Genomic DNA, 18,112 nt, shown 5'->3' on the forward strand with positions numbered 1-18,112 from the left:
AACTTTAAAAGGCGTTTTAGTTAACTGATTTGGCGCTATTGTAGCCAGTGAAAATCTAAGTAAAGTTTTAGCCTTTATTAAATTGCGGTTTTAACGCCGGAATTTGTAGTCGGTAACCCTAACTTTTTGGCTATCGCTGCAAATTGAGCTTTTGTGTATGGCCCATAAACAAACTCCTTGTGTTCAGCAAACTTGTTATCTTTGATTTTATCAATATAGTAAAAAGCACAAGTTTTATGCGGACAAGCATAAACCGAAATATATTGCTCGTTAGACTTAATATTTATTGGTTCATCGAGTCGCCCAATATATGCGCCCTGACCAAGGCTGTAACCTAACCTTTTGGTACCGTCAATTAATACACTTTATAAGGTTGCTCCTCCCAAATTGGAGAGCACCCACTAAGAAGGAATGATATTAAAACTAAAAATGTTCTCACACACTTCCCTGCATTCTAGTAACTTGCTCAAATCACACCCTTATAGTTAACATGAGCGTGTTCTTATTTTGTGAACATCTATTAGTAACAAACTGTGTAAGTGATTGCCAATTATAAAATTATATTTAATCGAGGTATTTTACTGTGTGTAAAAGGGTGTGGCATGAAGCAATACAGTGTTTTTAGCTTGAGGATAAAGGCAAAAGAATGACCGTTTCCAATCAACAAGTGATGGCTATTATACGTTTTTAAGACTTGCCATTAATTAAACGCTTTTTAAAAGCAACAACCCTTAACGATTTTGCTGGGCGATAAAAGCAAGCGAGTGCTGATTGAATAAGTCAGGACGTTCCACATTACAGACATGGCCACAATGGTGAATAGTTTGCAGTACGCTGTTTTTATGACGCTTAACCATTTCTTTAACAGGGCCAAGGAACATATGATCTTCCTTACCCATAATGTAAAGAATGGGAATATCAATGTCTTTTTCTTTGAAATATTGCATTAAAGGATTTACGTCCATGGCTAATTTAAACCATTTTATAAACTCTTTTTGGCACAAGCGCTTTGCTTCACGAACAAACAAAAGTCGAGATTCTTTATGGCGCTTTTTAGGCATCATAATAAAAGCAAATAAACGATACAGCCACATATAAGGCAAGAAGTGTTTAAAAGTATTGCCTAAATAAACCAATGTATTACTGCGCGTATTAAAACGAGTAACCGCTCCACCTAGCACCATGCTAGAAACATATTGCGGCGCAATTTCAGCAATATTTCGAATAATAATTGTGCCCAATGAAATGCCTACAAAGTGTGCGCTGGTGATATTGTTATGATCTAACACATCGATAATGTCTTTAGAGACATTATTAAATGAATAATTATTATCAACAAAGTTTTGTACTAAGTTATTTGATTTACCGTGACCACGAAGATCTAGCAACAACACATTATATTCTTTTTTATAGGCTTTAAGCTGACGAAACCAAATTGCCGAACTACCACCTGCTCCATGGACAAATACAACCCATGTTTTACTGGTTTCGTGCGCAAAAGTAGTATGGAAGAGAATCTCTTTGCTCATTACAGTTAGTGGCCTATTTACTTCGTTTGGCATATTCAATTGCAGGAAGTATAACGGAGTTTAATAAAAATCTCTTATGAAGTTCAGATCAATGGCTTCTACTTAACAGCTTTTGGGAGCAGATTCTGATTTTTAAATGCAAACCAATAAAAATGACCAGTCCCTATTTTTACGTTATGAAAACCGCCTATCTCGGCTTTGCTGCTCGCGTGACACTATAGCGTGTTGGGTTTCGCTGCGCTCAAACCAACCTACTTTAAAATTATAATGTGGTGCTGCCGCTTAAGGGTTTGCTCACTTTTACACCGCTGTTTCGTATTCATGACACTTACCCTTCAATTTGGTCTAATTAATTAGTCTACAAATCCTCTCAAAACATGAAATTTTTAGCTAAAAACTATATTCTTGCGCGCGATTATTATTTAAATAATGGATAAACACACACATGACAACATCTCAAGATGCAACGCTTTCAAATGCATCAACAACAGGTGCACACACACCTTCAAACACACCCACTTCTAAATGGAATCTGCACGATACGCAGTGGACTTTAAGCCTTTTTGGTACCGCCGTTGGTGCGGGTATTTTATTTTTACCTATTAATATTGGCATTGGCGGTTTTTGGCCGTTAATTATTTTGGCATGCTTAGCATTTCCAATGACCTTTTGTGCACACCGTGGATTAGCGCGTTTTGTACTTTCATCAAAAAATAAAGATGCCGATTTTACCGATGTAGTTGAAGAACACTTTGGTGTGACTGCGGGGCGGTTAATTTCTTTATTGTACTTTTTATCTATATTCCCAATTTTGCTTATTTACGGTGTGGGCTTAACCAATACCGTTGATAGCTTTATGGTTAATCAAATGGGGATGGAATCACCTTCTCGCGTGTTGCTTTCGGGTGTATTAGTTGCAGGTATGATTAGCTTAATGATGGGCGGCGAGCGCTTAATGCTGCGTGCCTTTGCTATTTTAGTTTACCCGCTTGTGGGTATATTGTTCTTTTTATCACTTTATTTAATCCCAAGCTGGCAAATGCCAGATATGACAATGCCTGAAATGGGCAGCTTTGGAAAAACGTTGTGGTTATCGATTCCTATTATTGTGTTTTCGTTTAGCCACGCAGCGGCTATCTCAAGCTTTGTGAATGTGCAACGCGGTCATTACGGCGAACAAGCTACACGTAAGTCTGAGGCGATTTTAAAGCGCACTAGCTTGCTACTTATTACCTTTGTACTGTTATTTGTATTCTCTTGCGTGCTGTCGCTTACAGGCGAACAAATGGCGGCGGCTAAAGCAGCTAACGTGTCGGTTTTATCCTACCTTGCTAATATCACTGATAACTCGTTCATTGCCACACTAGGGCCGCTTGTTGCCTTTATTGCTATTACATCGTCGTTTTTGGGTCATTTTTTAGGTGCACGCGAAAGCTTTACAGGTTTAGTAACTAAACAAACAGGCTTAAGCGCTGGCGTTACCGATAAAATTGGTGTGTTAATCATGTTTTTAGCTATTTGGTTTTGTGCAGTTAAAAACCCAAGTATTTTAGACATGATGGATCAGTTGTCAGGCCCTATCATTGCGATGATTTTATTCATCATGCCAATGATTGCAGTTTATAAAGTACCTGCACTTAATAAATACCGAAATCGCTTTAGCACGCTATTTATATTAGCGATTGGCTCACTTGCTGTATTTGCACTTTTATACAGTATGCTTAAGTAATAAAACTGTTCATACAAAAGCCCGGCTACTTTTTAGCTGGGCTTTTTTGTGTGCGGTTTATCTCAAATTGTTTTTTTATAGTCGCTCTTCAGGCATGTTATAAATTAACTAGCCTAAAAATAAAACAATTATGCACTTTACTAAACAACTCCTACTTTATGTAAGCTTGCTAACTACGCTTGTTTTAAGCCTCTTTGTTAAAGCCGATGACGCTCCCGCTATTTTATCGATGAAAGAGCGCGCTGCGTTTATAGATAAAATAACTGAGCTTAGAGTTAATACCTTAATGCCCTCGTTAATGAAGCAGCACAACACTGATATGTGGCTACTTATAAGTCGTGAATATAACGAAGATCCAATATTAAAAACAATGCTGCCTGCAACATGGCTTTCAGCCAGACGCACCACTATTTTGCTATTTGCACTTAATAAACAAGGTGGAGTTGATGCTTACGCTATTGCGCCTTATAAAATAGGTAACGTATTTAAAAAAGGGTGGGATAAACAAACGCAACCAAGCCAGTGGGAAGCACTCAATACACTTATTGAGCAATACAAACCTCGCAACATTGCGCTTAATACTTCTACCGACTGGGCACATGCCGATGGCCTTGCGCTAGGCGATTACAAAACCTTAATGGCTAACTTGCCCGCCGCTTATCACAATAAAATAATTTCTGCCGAGCCACTTGCTGTAAGCTGGTTAGAGCAACGTATCCCCAAAGAAGTAGAGATGTATAAGCACATTGTTGCTATTGCCCATCATATTATTGCAGAGGGGTTTTCGGGTAAAACAATTACGGTTGGTGAAACAACTAGCGATGACTTGGTATGGTGGTTTAGAGAGCGCGTAAAAGAGCTAAAACTACAAACATGGTTTCATCCAAGTATTGCTATTCAGCGCGCCGATGCGAAGTCGTTCGATCATGAAGAAAGCTTTACCAATGGCTACGATGATAACGTTATACAAGCCGGTGACTTGCTTCATGTAGATTTTGGGATTACTTATTTACGCTTAAATACCGACACGCAGCAGCATGCGTATGTGCTCAAAGAAAACGAAACGAGTGCGCCTAGTTACTTAGTTGAAGCACTAAAAAGCGGTAATAAACTACAAGACATATTTACCAATCAATTTGCGGTAGGTAAAACCGGTAATGAGGTTTTAGCTGCAGCACGAAAAGCCGCTATTGATCAGGGATTAAAACCCACTATTTATACTCATCCTCTTGGCTATCATGGCCACGCTGCTGGCACTACATTAGGTATGTGGGATTCTCAGCAAGGTGTACCGGGAGATGGTGACTATCCGCTACATTTAAATACAGCTTACTCAATTGAGCTTAACAATGCTGTGTTTATAAAACAGTGGAATAAAGAAATAAGAATAATGCTAGAGGAAGATGCTATTTTTGATAAAAGCGGTGTCTGGTATTTAAATGGCCGACAAACACAGCTATTGCTTGTAAAATAAAGCATAAAAAAATGGCGCTCATTGAGCGCCATTTTTAATTTAATTCGTTGCTATTATTCTGTATCTGGCAGGTTACGGCCATAGAATATTTCTTGCATTTCACGGGTCAGCTTTGAGCGAATTTCGTCTTCTTCGCCCTCAGATAAATCTGCCGTAGAAAGGCCGAATAAATACGTGTTTAGATCGGTTTCTTTTAACATCATTTTGGTATGGAACAGGTTTTCTTGATACACGTTCACGTCCATCATTTGGTACGCTTCTTTTGTATCTTCTGTCATGAAGTTTTGAATCGAGCTAATAGCGTGATCAATGTAGTGCTTAACACCGTTTATGTCGCGGGTAAAACCACGAACGCGGTAGTCAATTGTTACTACGTCTGATTCAAGGCTATGAATTAAGAAGTTTAACGCTTTAAGTGGCGAAATAATGCCACAAGTAGACACTTCAATATCAGCACGGAAAGTACAAATACCATCATCAGGGTGAGCTTCTGGGTATGTGTGTACACAAATGTGGCTTTTATCTAGGTGCGCAACAACTGAATCAGGTAATGGGCCTGGGGCTTCGTCAGCATCGTAATTTTGCTGCTCTTCTACTGGTTCTTCTGAAACCAAAATAGTTACACTTGCGCCTTGCGGTTCATAATCTTGGCGCGCTACATTTAAAATGTTAGCACCAATAATATCAACAACTTCACCTAAAATGTCGGTTAGTCTATCTGCACTGTACTGCTCATCGATATATTCAATATATTCTTTACGTTGTTGCTCGGTCTTTGCGTAACAAATATCATAAATACTAAAGCTTAAACTTTTGGTTAAATTGTTAAAACCATGAAGTTTAAGTTTATCGAAGGGTTTGTTCATAATAAACCAACCTATAAATTAGTGGGTTCTGCACCTGCAGAATGAAAAGTTCGCGGATTTTATACGAATTTTCCTCGAGGAAAAAGCGTTATTTTGCTTGTTCTTGCACAACTTCGTGGCTATGCGTAATTTCTACTGTTTTATCAAGCATTAATGCAACCGAGCAATACTTTTCAGCAGAGAGTGAAACGGCGCGTGCAAGGTGCTTTTCAGACACATTATTGCCTTTAACAACAAAGTGTAAGTTGATTTTGGTAAACACGCGAGGGGCTGTTTCGGCGCGCTCTGCACTTAGTTGTACTTGTACATCTGAAAAATCTTGTTTGGCTTTTTTTAAAATACTAACCACATCAACTGATGAACAACAGCCAACTGACATTAAAACCATTTCCATTGGGCTTGGTGCTGCACTATCGCTGCCGCCATCAAACACAACATTGTGGTTAGAATTAGAACGACCAATAAACGTATCGCCTTCAACCCATTTTACATTTGCTTGCATTGTTATATCTCAAAAAATATTTTCTTGATTGTAAGCAAGTTAGCCGTAGTTGCAAATGAAAATGCAACGCAGGGCTATAAAATGACTAAGATTGTTGCGTTAAAGCGCTATCAAAGAGGTTTTTTACTAAACCTGCAAATTCGTCTATAAAGGCATGCTGTTCAACCGTGACAGGCTGTGAGGTGATGCTGCTGAGGACTTCTTCTAAATCGTAAACTATGCCATCAACTTCACGTACAATTTGACTACGCTGCTCTGTGTTGAGGTTTGTGTGCTGCTCGCAAATAAGCATCACATTTTGTGCAATAACGTCTTCGATTAATTCCATTACTGTTGGGGCACCTGGTTTTATTTCGCCTGGCTTCTCAAACAATGCTAAATTTTGAGTTAGATACATGATCAAATCATCGTACCCTTGCCTATCTAAAACCATTTTTGTACCACCTTTGTATAATTAATTATTTTTGATTTAAGCAGAAAGCGCTGTTGATTGCTAGCTTTGCGCGTTAGCAATACAAAAAAAGCAGCCGAAGCTGCTTTTATAATAATTAAGTAGTATTACTACTTAATCTATTTTTAAGCCTGGGCTAAGTGTTGCTGGCATCGCTACTTTTTCAAGCTCTACCGAAGCAACTGGGTATGCACAGTAATCAGCTGCATAATACGCGCTTGCTCTGTGGTTGCCCGATGCACCAATACCACCAAACGGTGCTGCGCTAGATGCGCCAGTAATTGGGCGATTCCAGTTAACAATACCTGCACGAATACGACGTAAGAAGTGGTCGTAATCTGCTGCACTATCACTTAATAAACCAGCCGATAAACCAAAGGTTGTATCGTTTGCTTTATCAATGGCTTGGTCAAAGTCGTCAAAGCGGAATACTTTTAAAAGTGGTCCAAAATGCTCTTCATCTGGGAAGTCACTAATATTTGTACACTCAATAATACCTGGTGTTACAAAGCCGGTATTGGCTGTGTGCTCAAGTTCTACTAATACTTGAGCGCCAAGCTCAACAAGCTCGTTTTGCGCTTTAACCATGCCTGCTGCTGCAGCTGATGAGATCATAGAACCCATAAATGGCTGGTCTGCATCGTCATAGTTACCTACTTTAATCGCTTTAGTTGCTGTGATTAAACGCTCCAGTATCACATCGCCTTTGCTACCAGTTGGTAAAAATAGTTTACGTGCACACGTACAACGCTGGCCACTTGAGATAAACGCTGATTGAATAATATCGTGTACAACGGCTTTAGTGTCTTCAACGTCGGTAATAATAAGTGGGTTGTTGCCACCCATTTCTAACGCTAAAATTTTACCCGGTTGACCCGCAAACTGTTCATGTAAAATATGACCAGTGCGCGAAGAACCCGTAAAGAACAAGCCATCAATACCTTTGTGAGCAGCAAGGGCTTTACCCGTTTCTACTTCACCTTGTACAAGGTTAATTACACCTGCTGGTAAACCTGCTTTTTCCCACAGCTTAAGCGTAAGCTCAGCAACTTTAGGAGTAAGTTCAGACGGTTTAAACACAACTGTGTTACCCGCTAAAAGCGCTGGAACAATATGCCCATTAGGTAAGTGACCCGGAAAGTTATACGGACCAAATACAGCTACAACACCATGTGGCTTATGGCGAATCATCGCACGGCCAAGTGGCATTGCGTTTTCTACGTCGCCAGTGCGCTCTAAAAATGCTTTTTCAGAAATGGCAATTTTACCAACCATAGCACCCGCTTCTGTGCGAGTTTCCCACAGTGGCTTACCTGTTTCTTGTGCGATAGTAATAGCGAGCTCTTCGCTGTTTTCTTTTAATTGCGCTGCGAATGCTTTAATTATTTCTAAACGCTCAGTAAAGCTTTTATCAGCCCATGCATAAAACGCTTCGCGCGCTGCATTTACTGCGGTGTCTACTTGCGCCGCAGTTGCCGATGAAGCCTGCCAAATAACGTCGTTATTTGCAGGGTTTACTGAATTAAATTCTGTGCCTTGGCCTTGTGACCACTGACCATTTATAAATTGTGCAGGATGAGTCATATACTTTCTCCTAAATTAAACTGGGGTTGCGCTAACAATATCGCCAGCTTGCAAATGCAGTGCATCTGCTATTTCTTGCGATAAAATAAGGCTTTTAGCTCGATCGTCAAACGACATTGGCGCAACAGTCGCTCTAAAGTCATTAAGCTTTTCGTTAGCTAGTAACACCATGGTGTCGCCAGTCATTTGGCCTATTTCAACTTTAAAGTTATGCGCATTACGAATAGTCGCAATGTTATCTACTTTGGCTTCAACAGTTGGGCCCGCGTCAAAAATATCTACGTAGCCATTAAACGTAAAGCCTTCGCTTTTTAATAATTCAATTGCTGGGCGTGTATTGTCGTGTACCTTACCTATTACAGCTTGCGCATCTTTACTTAGCAAATTTACGTAAATTGGATATTTAGGCATTAGTTCAGCAATGAAAACCTTCTGGCCAATACCTGTTAGGTAATCGGCTGTTGGAAAATCCATTGAGAAAAAATGCTCTTCTAGCCACTGCCAAAAAGGGCTACTGCCGTTTTCGTCAGACACACCGCGCATTTCTGCAATCACTGTTTGTGCAAAACGCTCTTGATGCTGCTTTATAAACATAAAGCGCGCTTTGGAAAGTAGTTTACCGTTACAATTTTTACGATAACCATCTTTTAAAAACAATGTGCAAAGCTCTGTAGCACCTGTGTAGTCGTTACATAGCGTTAGAATATCAACCGCTTTGTATACGTCTAATGTGCGCGAAGAGTGAATCACTTTACTTAAGTGATAATGATAAAATGCATCATCAAGCCCTACTGCCGCTTCAATTGCAGACGTTCCTACAACTTCACCGGTTTCGCTATCTTCAAGAACAAACAGGTAGCCTTCGTCACCAGGTTGTGACGTTTGTTTAGCAAAAGAGCTTACTGAATGGTCGATCTTTTTTTGTAATAGTTCTTCGTTTAATGGCAAAGACGTAAAACCATGCCCTGATTCGTGGGCAATTTTCAGTAATGCTGAATAATCATTTTGCTGGATTGGGCGAAGGATCATCATGAGTCCGCTTGCTCCCTTATAAATAACGGTAAATAGGAATTGCAGGGCAAGCAGTGCTTGCCCTTAATTGGTTGGCTTAAGTCGCTTATGCGTTTACTACGCTTGCTACTGCTTTTTCAAAGCGTGCCATACCTTCGCGAATGTCCGCTTCAGGAATTACTAAAGATGGAGTGAAACGTATTACGTCTGCACCAGCAACTAATGACATAAGGCCTTGCTCAGTCCCTGCCACTAAAAACTCTTTTGCACGACCTTTATATTGCTCGTTCACTACTGCACCAATTAATAAACCTTGGCCACGGATTTCGCTAAATACGTTGTATTTTTCGTTAACCGCAGTAAGTAGTTCATTAAATAATGCTGCTTTAGCTTTTACGCCAGCAAGTACTTCTGGGGTATTTACTGTATCAAATGCAGCTTCTGCAACAGCACACGCAAGCGGGTTGCCGCCATAAGTAGAACCATGAGTACCTACTTTAAGATGCTGTGCAATTTCAGTTGTTGTGATCATAGCGCCAATAGGGAAACCGCCGCCAAGTGCTTTAGCTGAAGTTAAAATATCAGGTACTATGTTTAAGCCTTGGTATGCGTATAAATCGCCAGTACGGCCAACACCTGTTTGAACTTCATCAAAAATAAGCAGTGCGTTATGCTTAGTACATAAATCGCGAACGCCTTGAGCAAACTCGTCAGTCGGCGAAACAATACCGCCTTCACCTTGTAGAGGTTCCATCATTACGGCACATGTTTTGTCGCTAATAAGCGCTTCAAAAGCAGCTAGGTCGTTGTAATCGCAATGTACAATGTCGCCAGGCTTAGGACCAAAACCATCTGAATAGGCAGCTTGGCCGCCAACAGTTACGGTAAAGAATGTACGACCGTGGAAACCTTTGTTGAACGCGATAATTTGTGATTTTTCTGCGCCAAACTTATCAAGTGCAAAACGACGCGCTAATTTAAGCGCTGCTTCGTTTGCTTCTGCGCCAGAGTTGGCAAAGTAAACTTTTTCAGCAAATGTCGCATCAACCATTTTTTTAGCTAGGCGAAGTGCCGGCTCATTGGTCATTACATTTGATAGATGCCAGATTTTTTCGCCTTGCTCTTTTAATGCGCCTACTAATGCAGGGTGGCAATGGCCAAGACAGTTAACTGCAATACCACCAGCAAAGTCGATAAACTCTCGACCTTCTTGATCCCATACGCGAGAACCTTCGCCTCGAACAGGAATTACGCTTGAAGGTGCGTAGTTAGGAACCATTACGTGATCAAATAATTCGCGATTGACTGTCATTTTATTTCCTCTTAATTGTGAGCAACACAAAACATCAAAATAGGTGTTTGGTTAATATTTGTAACCAACTTTATAGGCAAGATCAGTAACCTGATAATTGCGCAAAATTGCTTTGTGGTTCAATTTTCAGACGCACATTATTTCAGAATTACTTATATCTGTCTCGTTAAAAACTTTCATGTATCCCTTGAAAATAAAGGGCTAAAGATATTATTTCATAGATAGTGAATAACTATTTGCATAACTATTTATGCTTATTTTTAGGCAACTAACCGCATGAGCACCGAGGCGCGGACGCTTTAATCGGCAAATATGCAATACAACAATGGAGTGAGAATGAATGGTTAGTCGCAAAAAAATTAACAAAAAATTCAGATTTTTAGTCAATTTGAATAGCTAAATTGGTAAAATTACTCGATTGGAGGGTTTTTAGTTCCGTTTTAGTGAACTTAAAGTACGAAAACCAGCTTAGAGTTTCGTCAGGCTCAATAAGTTGATGCTCTTTTAAATTAAGATATTGAGAGTAGCAACGTGCCTTTAGCATTACTTGTGTTAACGGCAGTAATGTATCGCCCTTATCTACCCCATTTACTAGCTGCTGCATTACACCTTTAAACGGTAAATATTTAAAAGCCATTTTGTCTATTACTTTGGCGCTTACTTCTATCGACTTATTGCTAAGTAGAGTGGTTAAAAATAGCGGGTCGGGCTGTAGCTCTAATAATGCGGTGTGTAAATCTTTTTGGTTTTCATTTCGGGCTAACTGCACTTTACGTTGCCATACTTTCTCAAACGTTTTTAAGTACAAACGCACCAATGCAATTCGCCCTACATCTAAAAGCATACCAAGGGTAAATGCATGAACGTCGTTCACATTATTAATTTGTGCAATTTTTTGCGCAGCAATCGCGTTTGCCATCGCGCTGTCGCGTAGCCGGCGTTTTAATAATGAAAATGGCTCGGTGCTATGTGGCATCCAATGACGCGTAGCAAATGTAGGTATAACTAGCTGTAAGTTATCAAGACCAATATAGCGAAGAGCAAGCGATGGTTTATCTACTTTTACAGACGTGTTTTTACTACGCTGATTACGATAGTAGGGTAAGTTAACGAGCGTGACTAACTCCCTACCTAACCAGCCTATATCATTTACCAATGGCTCTAAGCGCCCTACCGATGCCGACTTTACAGCTAATATATCGAGTATATTGGCAATGCCATCTTCAATGCCTATGGTGCTATGAATTACGCCATCTATATCTTCGAGCTGCTTATATATAGCTGTTTCAATTGTTTTGTGTAGTTGCTCACTCGCTTGAGCGCGATACTTATAATGTGCAGTACTGCTTTGCTGGCGTTTATGCTGTGCGGCCACTTCAACCTGAAGCAAAGTACGTTGCTTCATCGGTTCGCCGTAATCTATATCTAATGTATGAATGAAACCAATTTGCTGATGCGCAAAGCTGTGCCCAAGCAATAAGTCATGAGCCCGTTGGCTTAATATTTTGGCAGTACGCTGTTGCGCTTCAAGTTCAGTCATGACATCCATTAATAAAGTATTAAATGCTCTGTGTATTATAACATTAGAAGCGAGTTAAAAAGTTATCAAGCAGTTCTAAGCCTTGATCAGTTAGAATAGCTTCGGGGTGAAACTGCACACCTTCGATTGCTAATTCTTTATGAAGCAATCCCATAATTTCGTCAAACTCGCCTTGCTCAGTCTGAGTCCATGCGGTTACTTCAAGCTCTTTAGGTAGAGTTTGTGCTTTAACCACTAAAGAATGATAACGACATACCGTTAACGGATTGGCTAAACCTTTAAACACACCTTTATTAGTGTGAACTATGGGTGATGTTTTACCGTGCATAACCTTTTTAGCACGAATTACATCTCCCCCTAAAGCTTGCGCGATAGTTTGATGCCCCAAGCAAATCCCTAGAATAGGGTATTGTCCTTTTAGCTGCTCAACAACATTTAATGAAATACCCGCTTCGTTAGGGGTACATGGTCCCGGCGATAACACGATGTGCTGCGGGTTTAACTGTTTTATTTGTGCAATGCTTAGCTCGTCATTACGTTTTACTAAAACGTCTTGATCTAAACGCTGAAAATATTGCACTAAGTTGTAAGTAAACGAATCGTAGTTATCGATCATTAACAGCATTACACAACAAACCTTATAAATTATTGACCACTTACTTCACACAAATGGTACTAAGCGCTGCATTCTACCACTATTAACTAGCCAACATAAATTAGCAAAAAGCGTTAAAAATTAACTGTTTTTGCTAAAAGTTCTTTAAAGTCTTTAGTGGGTACTGGTTCTCTTAACCCGAACTCTGGTTAAGAGATTTATTAACGTATTAAATCATGGTGATATTTAAACTTATTTTCTCTAGCCAGAGATTCCTTGCACCTTGAGCAATAATATCGAGCTTTAAGCTTTTCGCGAGTAGTTAACACACCTATTTAGGCTGTATACCCCAACAATAAATTATTGACCCTAAAGTACGTGCGTTTATTGATCGCTCTATTAAATACTTTAGTGAAATGCCTTACTGAGCAAAATAAACAGATTGTTTGAGCTGCATCAAATTAGTGGCTCAATGGTTGAATTATATCTATATAAGCCCCAGTGTATTATATGAAAGGCAGTAATTCACTCATACAACTCACTTACTTGTGAGCTCATTTATATCCTATTAAGGAGCGAATATGTTAGGCGAAGACCACTCATTAACAAATGACTTTCCAGAGTACTTAAGGACAATTGCCGAGTTAAATGAAAGCGATACTGAATTTGCAAAAAAAGCAGATAAGTACGACAAGCTAGATAAAGAAATTAGAGTGTTAGAGCTCAAAGATGCGCCCATAAGCGATGAGCAAATGCACCAGCTAAAACATGAACGTACAGAATTAAAAGATTGGCTATACGAGCGCTTGCAGCAAGAGCAGTAATGCAGCTAAAAAAAAGAGCTCACTGACAAGTGAGCTCTTTAGATCAACCATAAGGATTTTTTCTAAAACTTTACAAAGCCACCCACAGATTTCATAAATACAGTACTTGGGTTAATAACATCTTTGCGTTTCTAGCAAGTGCTACCGGTAACACCGGTAAGTAAAACTGTTTTATTTATGTTGCTCTCTCCTAACTTTGTTCTCGCTATATTAGCAGCCCCCCTACCGCTGAAATTAGGTCAATAATCGAATCAGTTTATCTAATCAATTGATAAAGCTAAGCCTATGTTAGTTAAAATAAAAGTATGCTATTTAAAGGCAGGCGAGTTTTTAATCTGAATGTTTTTTATGCTTTTATTTGAATTATCCAGCAATCATAACTATTGTTTTTAAATCACCTTAATAGTAGTATTTATCATATAAATACACTTTTCGAGAATAAACATGAAAGTTTTAGTCACTGGCGGCATGGGTTACATAGGTAGCCACACATGTATTGCATTGCATGAAGCAGGTATTACACCTGTTATTTATGATAACTTGTCTAATGCTAGTTCGCGGGTACTTGACCAACTCGAAAAGATTACTGGCACTCGGTTTGAGTTTATATTGGGTGACATTCAAGACGAGCAACAATTTAAGCTCGCTCTAAAACACACTAAAGCCGAGGCTGTTTTTCACTTTGCAGCACTAAAAGCTGTTGGTGAATCAACTGAGCAGCCACTTCGTTATTATCAAAATAATGTGTCGGGCACATTAAGTATGTTACAAAGCATGCAAGAGGCAGACGTTAACCACATTATATTTAGCTCATCGGCTACTGTGTACGGCGAACCCGACTACCTCCCTATTGACGAAAAGCACCCTATACGCGCAACTAACCCTTATGGTTGGACTAAAGTCATGGTTGAACAAGCCATGCAAGACGTATGTAATGCCAACAGTAAATTTATGGGCATCGCACTTCGTTACTTTAACCCAGTAGGTGCACACCCAAGTGGTTTATTAGGTGAGAGCCCTAATGGCATTCCTAACAACTTAATGCCATTTATTGCTCAAACAGCGGTAGGTAAACGCGACGTGGTTAATATTTTTGGTGACGACTATGACACCGAAGATGGCACAGGCGTACGCGACTATATTCACGTTTTAGATTTAGCTAAAGGCCACGTTGCCGCTTTTATGCAGCATAAAACAGATACCGCCTTTCATGCTTATAACCTAGGCACCGGGCAAGGCTATTCAGTGCTCGATATGATCAAAGCATTTAGCGCATCAGCCAATAAAGATATTCCGTATAAAAGTGCACCGCGCCGAGCAGGCGATATTGCCTGTAATTACGCCGATGCTACAAAAGCGCAAAACACACTTAACTGGCACGCAGAACTAACACTTAGCGACATGACCAACGATACATGGCGCTGGCAAACTAATTACCCTAGTGGGTTGGAGAGTTAACATGGCTTTATTAGAAAGTACTCACAGACGTAAAAACCCGCTAACGGGTCGTTGGGTATTAGTTTCACCACATCGTAATAACCGCCCATGGTTAGGCGCAACAGAAGCTGTTAACGAAAACGTATTACCAAAACACGATGAAAGCTGCCCTCTTTGCCCAAGTAATACCCGTGCAAATGGCGACAGTAACCCAGATTATAAATACACACACGTATTTAGAAATGACTTTGGTGCACTCACACCTAATGCCAGCGAGCAATTACAAAGCTTAGAATCAGACAGCGATTTATTTATTGCCGACGAAGCCAGTGGCGAATGCCGCGTAATTTGTTTTTCGCCAGAGCATAATAAAACACTACCAGAGCTTAGCCAAAACGCATTGCACGAAGTAGTAAAAACCTGGAAACAAAATTACACAGAGCTTGCACAGCAGTACGAATGCGTACAAGTTTTTGAAAATAAAGGCGAGATCATGGGTTGTTCGCAACCTCATCCTCATGGCCAAGTATGGGCTCACTCGCATTTATCAACCGAAATAGAAGCCGAAGATAACCAGCAGCTTAACTATTATAAAAAGCATGGCACAGCCATGCTTGCCGATTACGCGCAAAAAGAGCAAGCAGATCAAACACGTGTTGTATTTGAAAACGAACATTGGCTTGTTGTTGTGCCATTTTGGGCAGCGTGGCCGTTTGAAACAATGCTAGTAACTAAAGATAACATTCAAAACTTTAGCCAGCTAAACGATGCGCAAACCGACTCTTTGGCTCAGGCACTTAAAGTATTAACCACTAAGTACGACAACGTATTTAATTGCAGCTTTCCCTACTCAATGGGATGGCACAATGCACCGGCTAACAGAGGCTCTGATGAGCAACATTGGCGTTTGCATGCCCATTTTTATCCGCCGCTACTTCGCTCTGCTACTGTTAAAAAACACATGGTAGGCTACGAAATGCTAGGCGAAAGCCAACGCGACTTAAGCGCAGAAACCGCTGCTTCTATTTTAAAAGCAGCCAGTACAACACACTATAAAGATACAGCAGGACACACAGATGAAGCTTAACGAATTCCAACAACAATTTTTGTCACTGTATGGCGCGCCTGCTCAAGGTATTGCAGCAGCACCGGGCCGTGTAAACCTTATTGGCGAATTTACCGACTACAACGACGGTTTCGTTTTACCGTGTTCGTTAGAGTTTCGTACCCAAGTAATGTTTAAAGAGCGCGACGACAATATTATCACTGTGCATTCTTTAAATTACCCAGGCGAAAAAGACAGCTTTAGTGTTGATGAAGAAATCACTGAAGGCCAATCGCAATGGGGTAACTACATTCGTGCTGTTACTTATGTTCTTAAAAGAGCGGGTTACACTCTGCGTGGTGCCGACCTACTAATTGACAGTAACTTACCGCAAGGTAGTGGCTTGTCGTCATCGGCCGCACTAGAGGTTGCTGTAGGCGGTATGTTTAACCATATTGCACAGCTTGGTTTACCGCCAGAGCAAATTGCGCTATTTGGCCAAGAAGCCGAAAACGACTTTATGCATTGCCAATGCGGCATTATGGATCAGCTTATTTCAGCTAAAGGCGAGAACGGTCATGCACTATTAATCGACTGTGAAAACTTAGCAACCAAATCAGTTAAAGTTCCTGATGATTTAAATATTGTTATTGTTAACTCTAACTACCCGCGTAAGTTGGTTGATAGCGAATACAACCAGCGCCGTATTGACTGCGAACAAGCAGCTGTAAAAATGGGTGTAGAAACACTTCGCCAAGCAACCATGACTGCCCTACAAGCAGTAAAAGCGACATTAAGCGAAAACGAATATAAACGTGCACACCACGTAATTAGCGAAAACGACCGCGTAATTGCAGCAACAACTGCACTACAAAATAACGATATGGATGCACTTCGCACCCTAATGGCAGCATCGCATCAATCACTTAAACACGACTTTGAAGTAACCGTACCTGCAACCGATGGCCTAGTAGAGATTTGTAAAGAAGCCATGGGCGATCGCGGTGCAGTACGTATGACGGGTGGCGGCTTTGGTGGCGCAATTGTATGTTTGTGTCGTGATGCTGAAGTACCACTAATTAAAGCAGCGGTAGAAAAGCATTACTTTGAACGCTTTAACTTAAATGCTGATATTTACGTATGTTCAGCGGGCTCAGGATTACAAATTACGTCTTTTTAAATAAAACTAAGGAATAAGCATGGCAAAGGTTAATTGGGGAATTATTGGGTGTGGCAATATAGCTCACACCTTTGCTAAAAGCATTGCGCATTGTAGTGATGCACAGCTTATTGGCGCGGCATCAACGAGTATGCAGCGCGCTAAAGAATTTGCCACACCGTACAATATTCAAGACTATGAGAGCTATCAAGCTCTTATGCAGTGCCCAAATATAGATGCCATATATATTGCTAATACGCACGATCAACACTTTAAAACTATCGCCCAATGCTTAAAACACAATAAGCACGTGCTAAGCGAAAAACCAATTACCGTTAATGCTAAGCAGTTGCAAAACCTCACTAAGCTTGCCAAGCAACAAAGCTGCTTTTTAATGGAAGGCGTTTGGATGCGGTTTTTACCAGCCATAGTAAAATTACAACAACTCCTAAGAGAAGATGTTATTGGTAATGTGCACAGTGTTAATGCCAACTTTAGTTTACCTGGCAGCTTTGCAGACACTCACCGATTAATGAACCCTGTAACAGCGGGTGGCGCCCTGCTCGATTTAGGTATTTACCCTATTTCGATTGCTGATGTGGTATTTAATAAAGCCCCTGAACACATCAAATCCTTTGTACATAAAAGCACAACCGGTATTGATGAGCGAAGCACTGCTTTAATTGATTACGGTAACGGGCAATTTGCATCTCTTGCCAGCGCACTGCAGCAAAATGGCCCAACAGAAGCATGTATAAACGGTGAGCTTGGCTATATTCGAATACCTCAATTTGTAGGCGCGCAATCTATAGAGCTACATATAAGTGGCCAAGACCCTAAATACTTTGAATACAACTTTAGCGACGATGAAAACTTTAAGTTTGAAATTGCACATGTCACGCAGTGTATATTACAAAAACAAACCCAAAGCAGCGTGTTGCCACTAAGTACTAGCTTACGAGTTATGAATATAATGGATACCTTGCGAGCACAATGGCAACTGCAATATAGCAATGCCGTCGAGTCGGCTGAACTGACTAATTAAAAAATAAAA

Annotated in this window: 16 protein-coding genes; 7 read left to right on the forward strand and 9 right to left on the reverse strand. The window is 40.3% G+C overall.

Translation table 11 applies throughout. The features are described 5' to 3' along the window. Positions 1-731: 731 nt before the first annotated feature. On the reverse strand, positions 732-1,529 hold the full coding sequence (locus BW142_RS17335; RefSeq protein ID WP_007580097.1) for an alpha/beta hydrolase: 798 nt from the start codon (positions 1,527-1,529) through the stop codon (positions 732-734). A gap of 445 nt (positions 1,530-1,974) precedes the next feature. Between BW142_RS17335 and BW142_RS17340 the strand changes: the two genes are divergently transcribed. Both BW142_RS17340 and BW142_RS17345 read left to right on the forward strand, forming a co-directional pair. Continuing rightward, a complete protein-coding gene (locus BW142_RS17340; RefSeq protein WP_076925766.1) occupies positions 1,975-3,258 on the forward strand; it encodes an aromatic amino acid transport family protein in 1,284 nt (427 codons plus the stop codon). Positions 3,259-3,388: 130 nt separating this feature from the next. Continuing rightward, on the forward strand, positions 3,389-4,732 hold the full coding sequence (locus BW142_RS17345; protein ID WP_076925767.1) for a M24 family metallopeptidase: 1,344 nt from the start codon (positions 3,389-3,391) through the stop codon (positions 4,730-4,732). Between the two features lie 53 nt (positions 4,733-4,785). On the opposite strand, the gene speD is transcribed toward BW142_RS17345, so the two are convergent. The 8 genes from speD to BW142_RS17385 all read right to left on the reverse strand — a co-directional run bounded on the left by speD (position 4,786) and on the right by BW142_RS17385 (position 12,623). Then, positions 4,786-5,598, reverse strand: a complete 813-nt coding sequence (gene speD / locus BW142_RS17350; protein ID WP_007376266.1) for an adenosylmethionine decarboxylase — start codon at positions 5,596-5,598, stop codon at positions 4,786-4,788. A gap of 88 nt (positions 5,599-5,686) precedes the next feature. Beyond that, positions 5,687-6,100: an OsmC family protein gene (locus tag BW142_RS17355; protein WP_024600073.1), complete on the reverse strand. Its 414-nt coding sequence runs from the start codon at positions 6,098-6,100 to the stop codon at positions 5,687-5,689. Between the two features lie 85 nt (positions 6,101-6,185). Continuing rightward, a complete protein-coding gene (locus tag BW142_RS17360; RefSeq protein WP_007580087.1) occupies positions 6,186-6,533 on the reverse strand; it encodes a DUF3802 family protein in 348 nt (115 codons plus the stop codon). A 132-nt stretch (positions 6,534-6,665) separates the two neighbouring features. Next, the gene (gene astD, locus BW142_RS17365; protein ID WP_024600072.1) at positions 6,666-8,135 is read right to left on the reverse strand and encodes a succinylglutamate-semialdehyde dehydrogenase; all 1,470 of its coding nucleotides are present in this window, start codon (positions 8,133-8,135) and stop codon (positions 6,666-6,668) included. Between the two features lie 15 nt (positions 8,136-8,150). Continuing rightward, complete coding sequence (gene astA / locus BW142_RS17370; protein WP_024600071.1) at positions 8,151-9,167, reverse strand: arginine N-succinyltransferase; 1,017 nt, start codon at positions 9,165-9,167, stop codon at positions 8,151-8,153. An 85-nt stretch (positions 9,168-9,252) separates the two neighbouring features. Further along, on the reverse strand, positions 9,253-10,458 hold the full coding sequence (locus BW142_RS17375; RefSeq protein ID WP_024600070.1) for an aspartate aminotransferase family protein: 1,206 nt from the start codon (positions 10,456-10,458) through the stop codon (positions 9,253-9,255). Between the two features lie 379 nt (positions 10,459-10,837). Beyond that, entirely contained in the window at positions 10,838-11,998 is a 1,161-nt protein-coding gene (locus BW142_RS17380) for an HDOD domain-containing protein (protein WP_076925768.1), read from the reverse strand. Between the two features lie 43 nt (positions 11,999-12,041). Then, positions 12,042-12,623 carry an aminodeoxychorismate/anthranilate synthase component II gene (locus BW142_RS17385; RefSeq protein ID WP_010555016.1) on the reverse strand — a complete coding sequence of 194 codons (582 nt, stop codon included), beginning with the start codon at positions 12,621-12,623 and terminating at the stop codon, positions 12,042-12,044. Positions 12,624-13,174: 551 nt separating this feature from the next. Between BW142_RS17385 and BW142_RS17390 the strand changes: the two genes are divergently transcribed. The 5 genes from BW142_RS17390 to BW142_RS17410 all read left to right on the forward strand — a co-directional run bounded on the left by BW142_RS17390 (position 13,175) and on the right by BW142_RS17410 (position 18,103). Beyond that, entirely contained in the window at positions 13,175-13,417 is a 243-nt protein-coding gene (locus BW142_RS17390) for a YdcH family protein (protein WP_024600067.1), read from the forward strand. Positions 13,418-13,861: 444 nt separating this feature from the next. After that, on the forward strand, positions 13,862-14,875 hold the full coding sequence (galE, locus tag BW142_RS17395; RefSeq protein WP_024600066.1) for a UDP-glucose 4-epimerase GalE: 1,014 nt from the start codon (positions 13,862-13,864) through the stop codon (positions 14,873-14,875). A gap of 1 nt (position 14,876) precedes the next feature. Then, positions 14,877-15,941, forward strand: a complete 1,065-nt coding sequence (locus tag BW142_RS17400; RefSeq protein ID WP_076925769.1) for a UDP-glucose--hexose-1-phosphate uridylyltransferase — start codon at positions 14,877-14,879, stop codon at positions 15,939-15,941. Then, positions 15,931-17,079 carry a galactokinase gene (gene galK, locus BW142_RS17405; RefSeq protein WP_076925770.1) on the forward strand — a complete coding sequence of 383 codons (1,149 nt, stop codon included), beginning with the start codon at positions 15,931-15,933 and terminating at the stop codon, positions 17,077-17,079. Before BW142_RS17400 ends, galK begins: the two co-directional genes overlap by 11 nt. 19 nt (positions 17,080-17,098) lie before the next feature. After that, positions 17,099-18,103, forward strand: a complete 1,005-nt coding sequence (locus BW142_RS17410) for a Gfo/Idh/MocA family oxidoreductase (protein ID WP_076925771.1) — start codon at positions 17,099-17,101, stop codon at positions 18,101-18,103. Positions 18,104-18,112 lie beyond the last annotated feature (9 nt).

The sequence above is a fragment of the Pseudoalteromonas sp. EB27 genome (genome assembly GCF_001974875.1).
Lineage (GTDB): Bacteria > Pseudomonadota > Gammaproteobacteria > Enterobacterales > Alteromonadaceae > Pseudoalteromonas.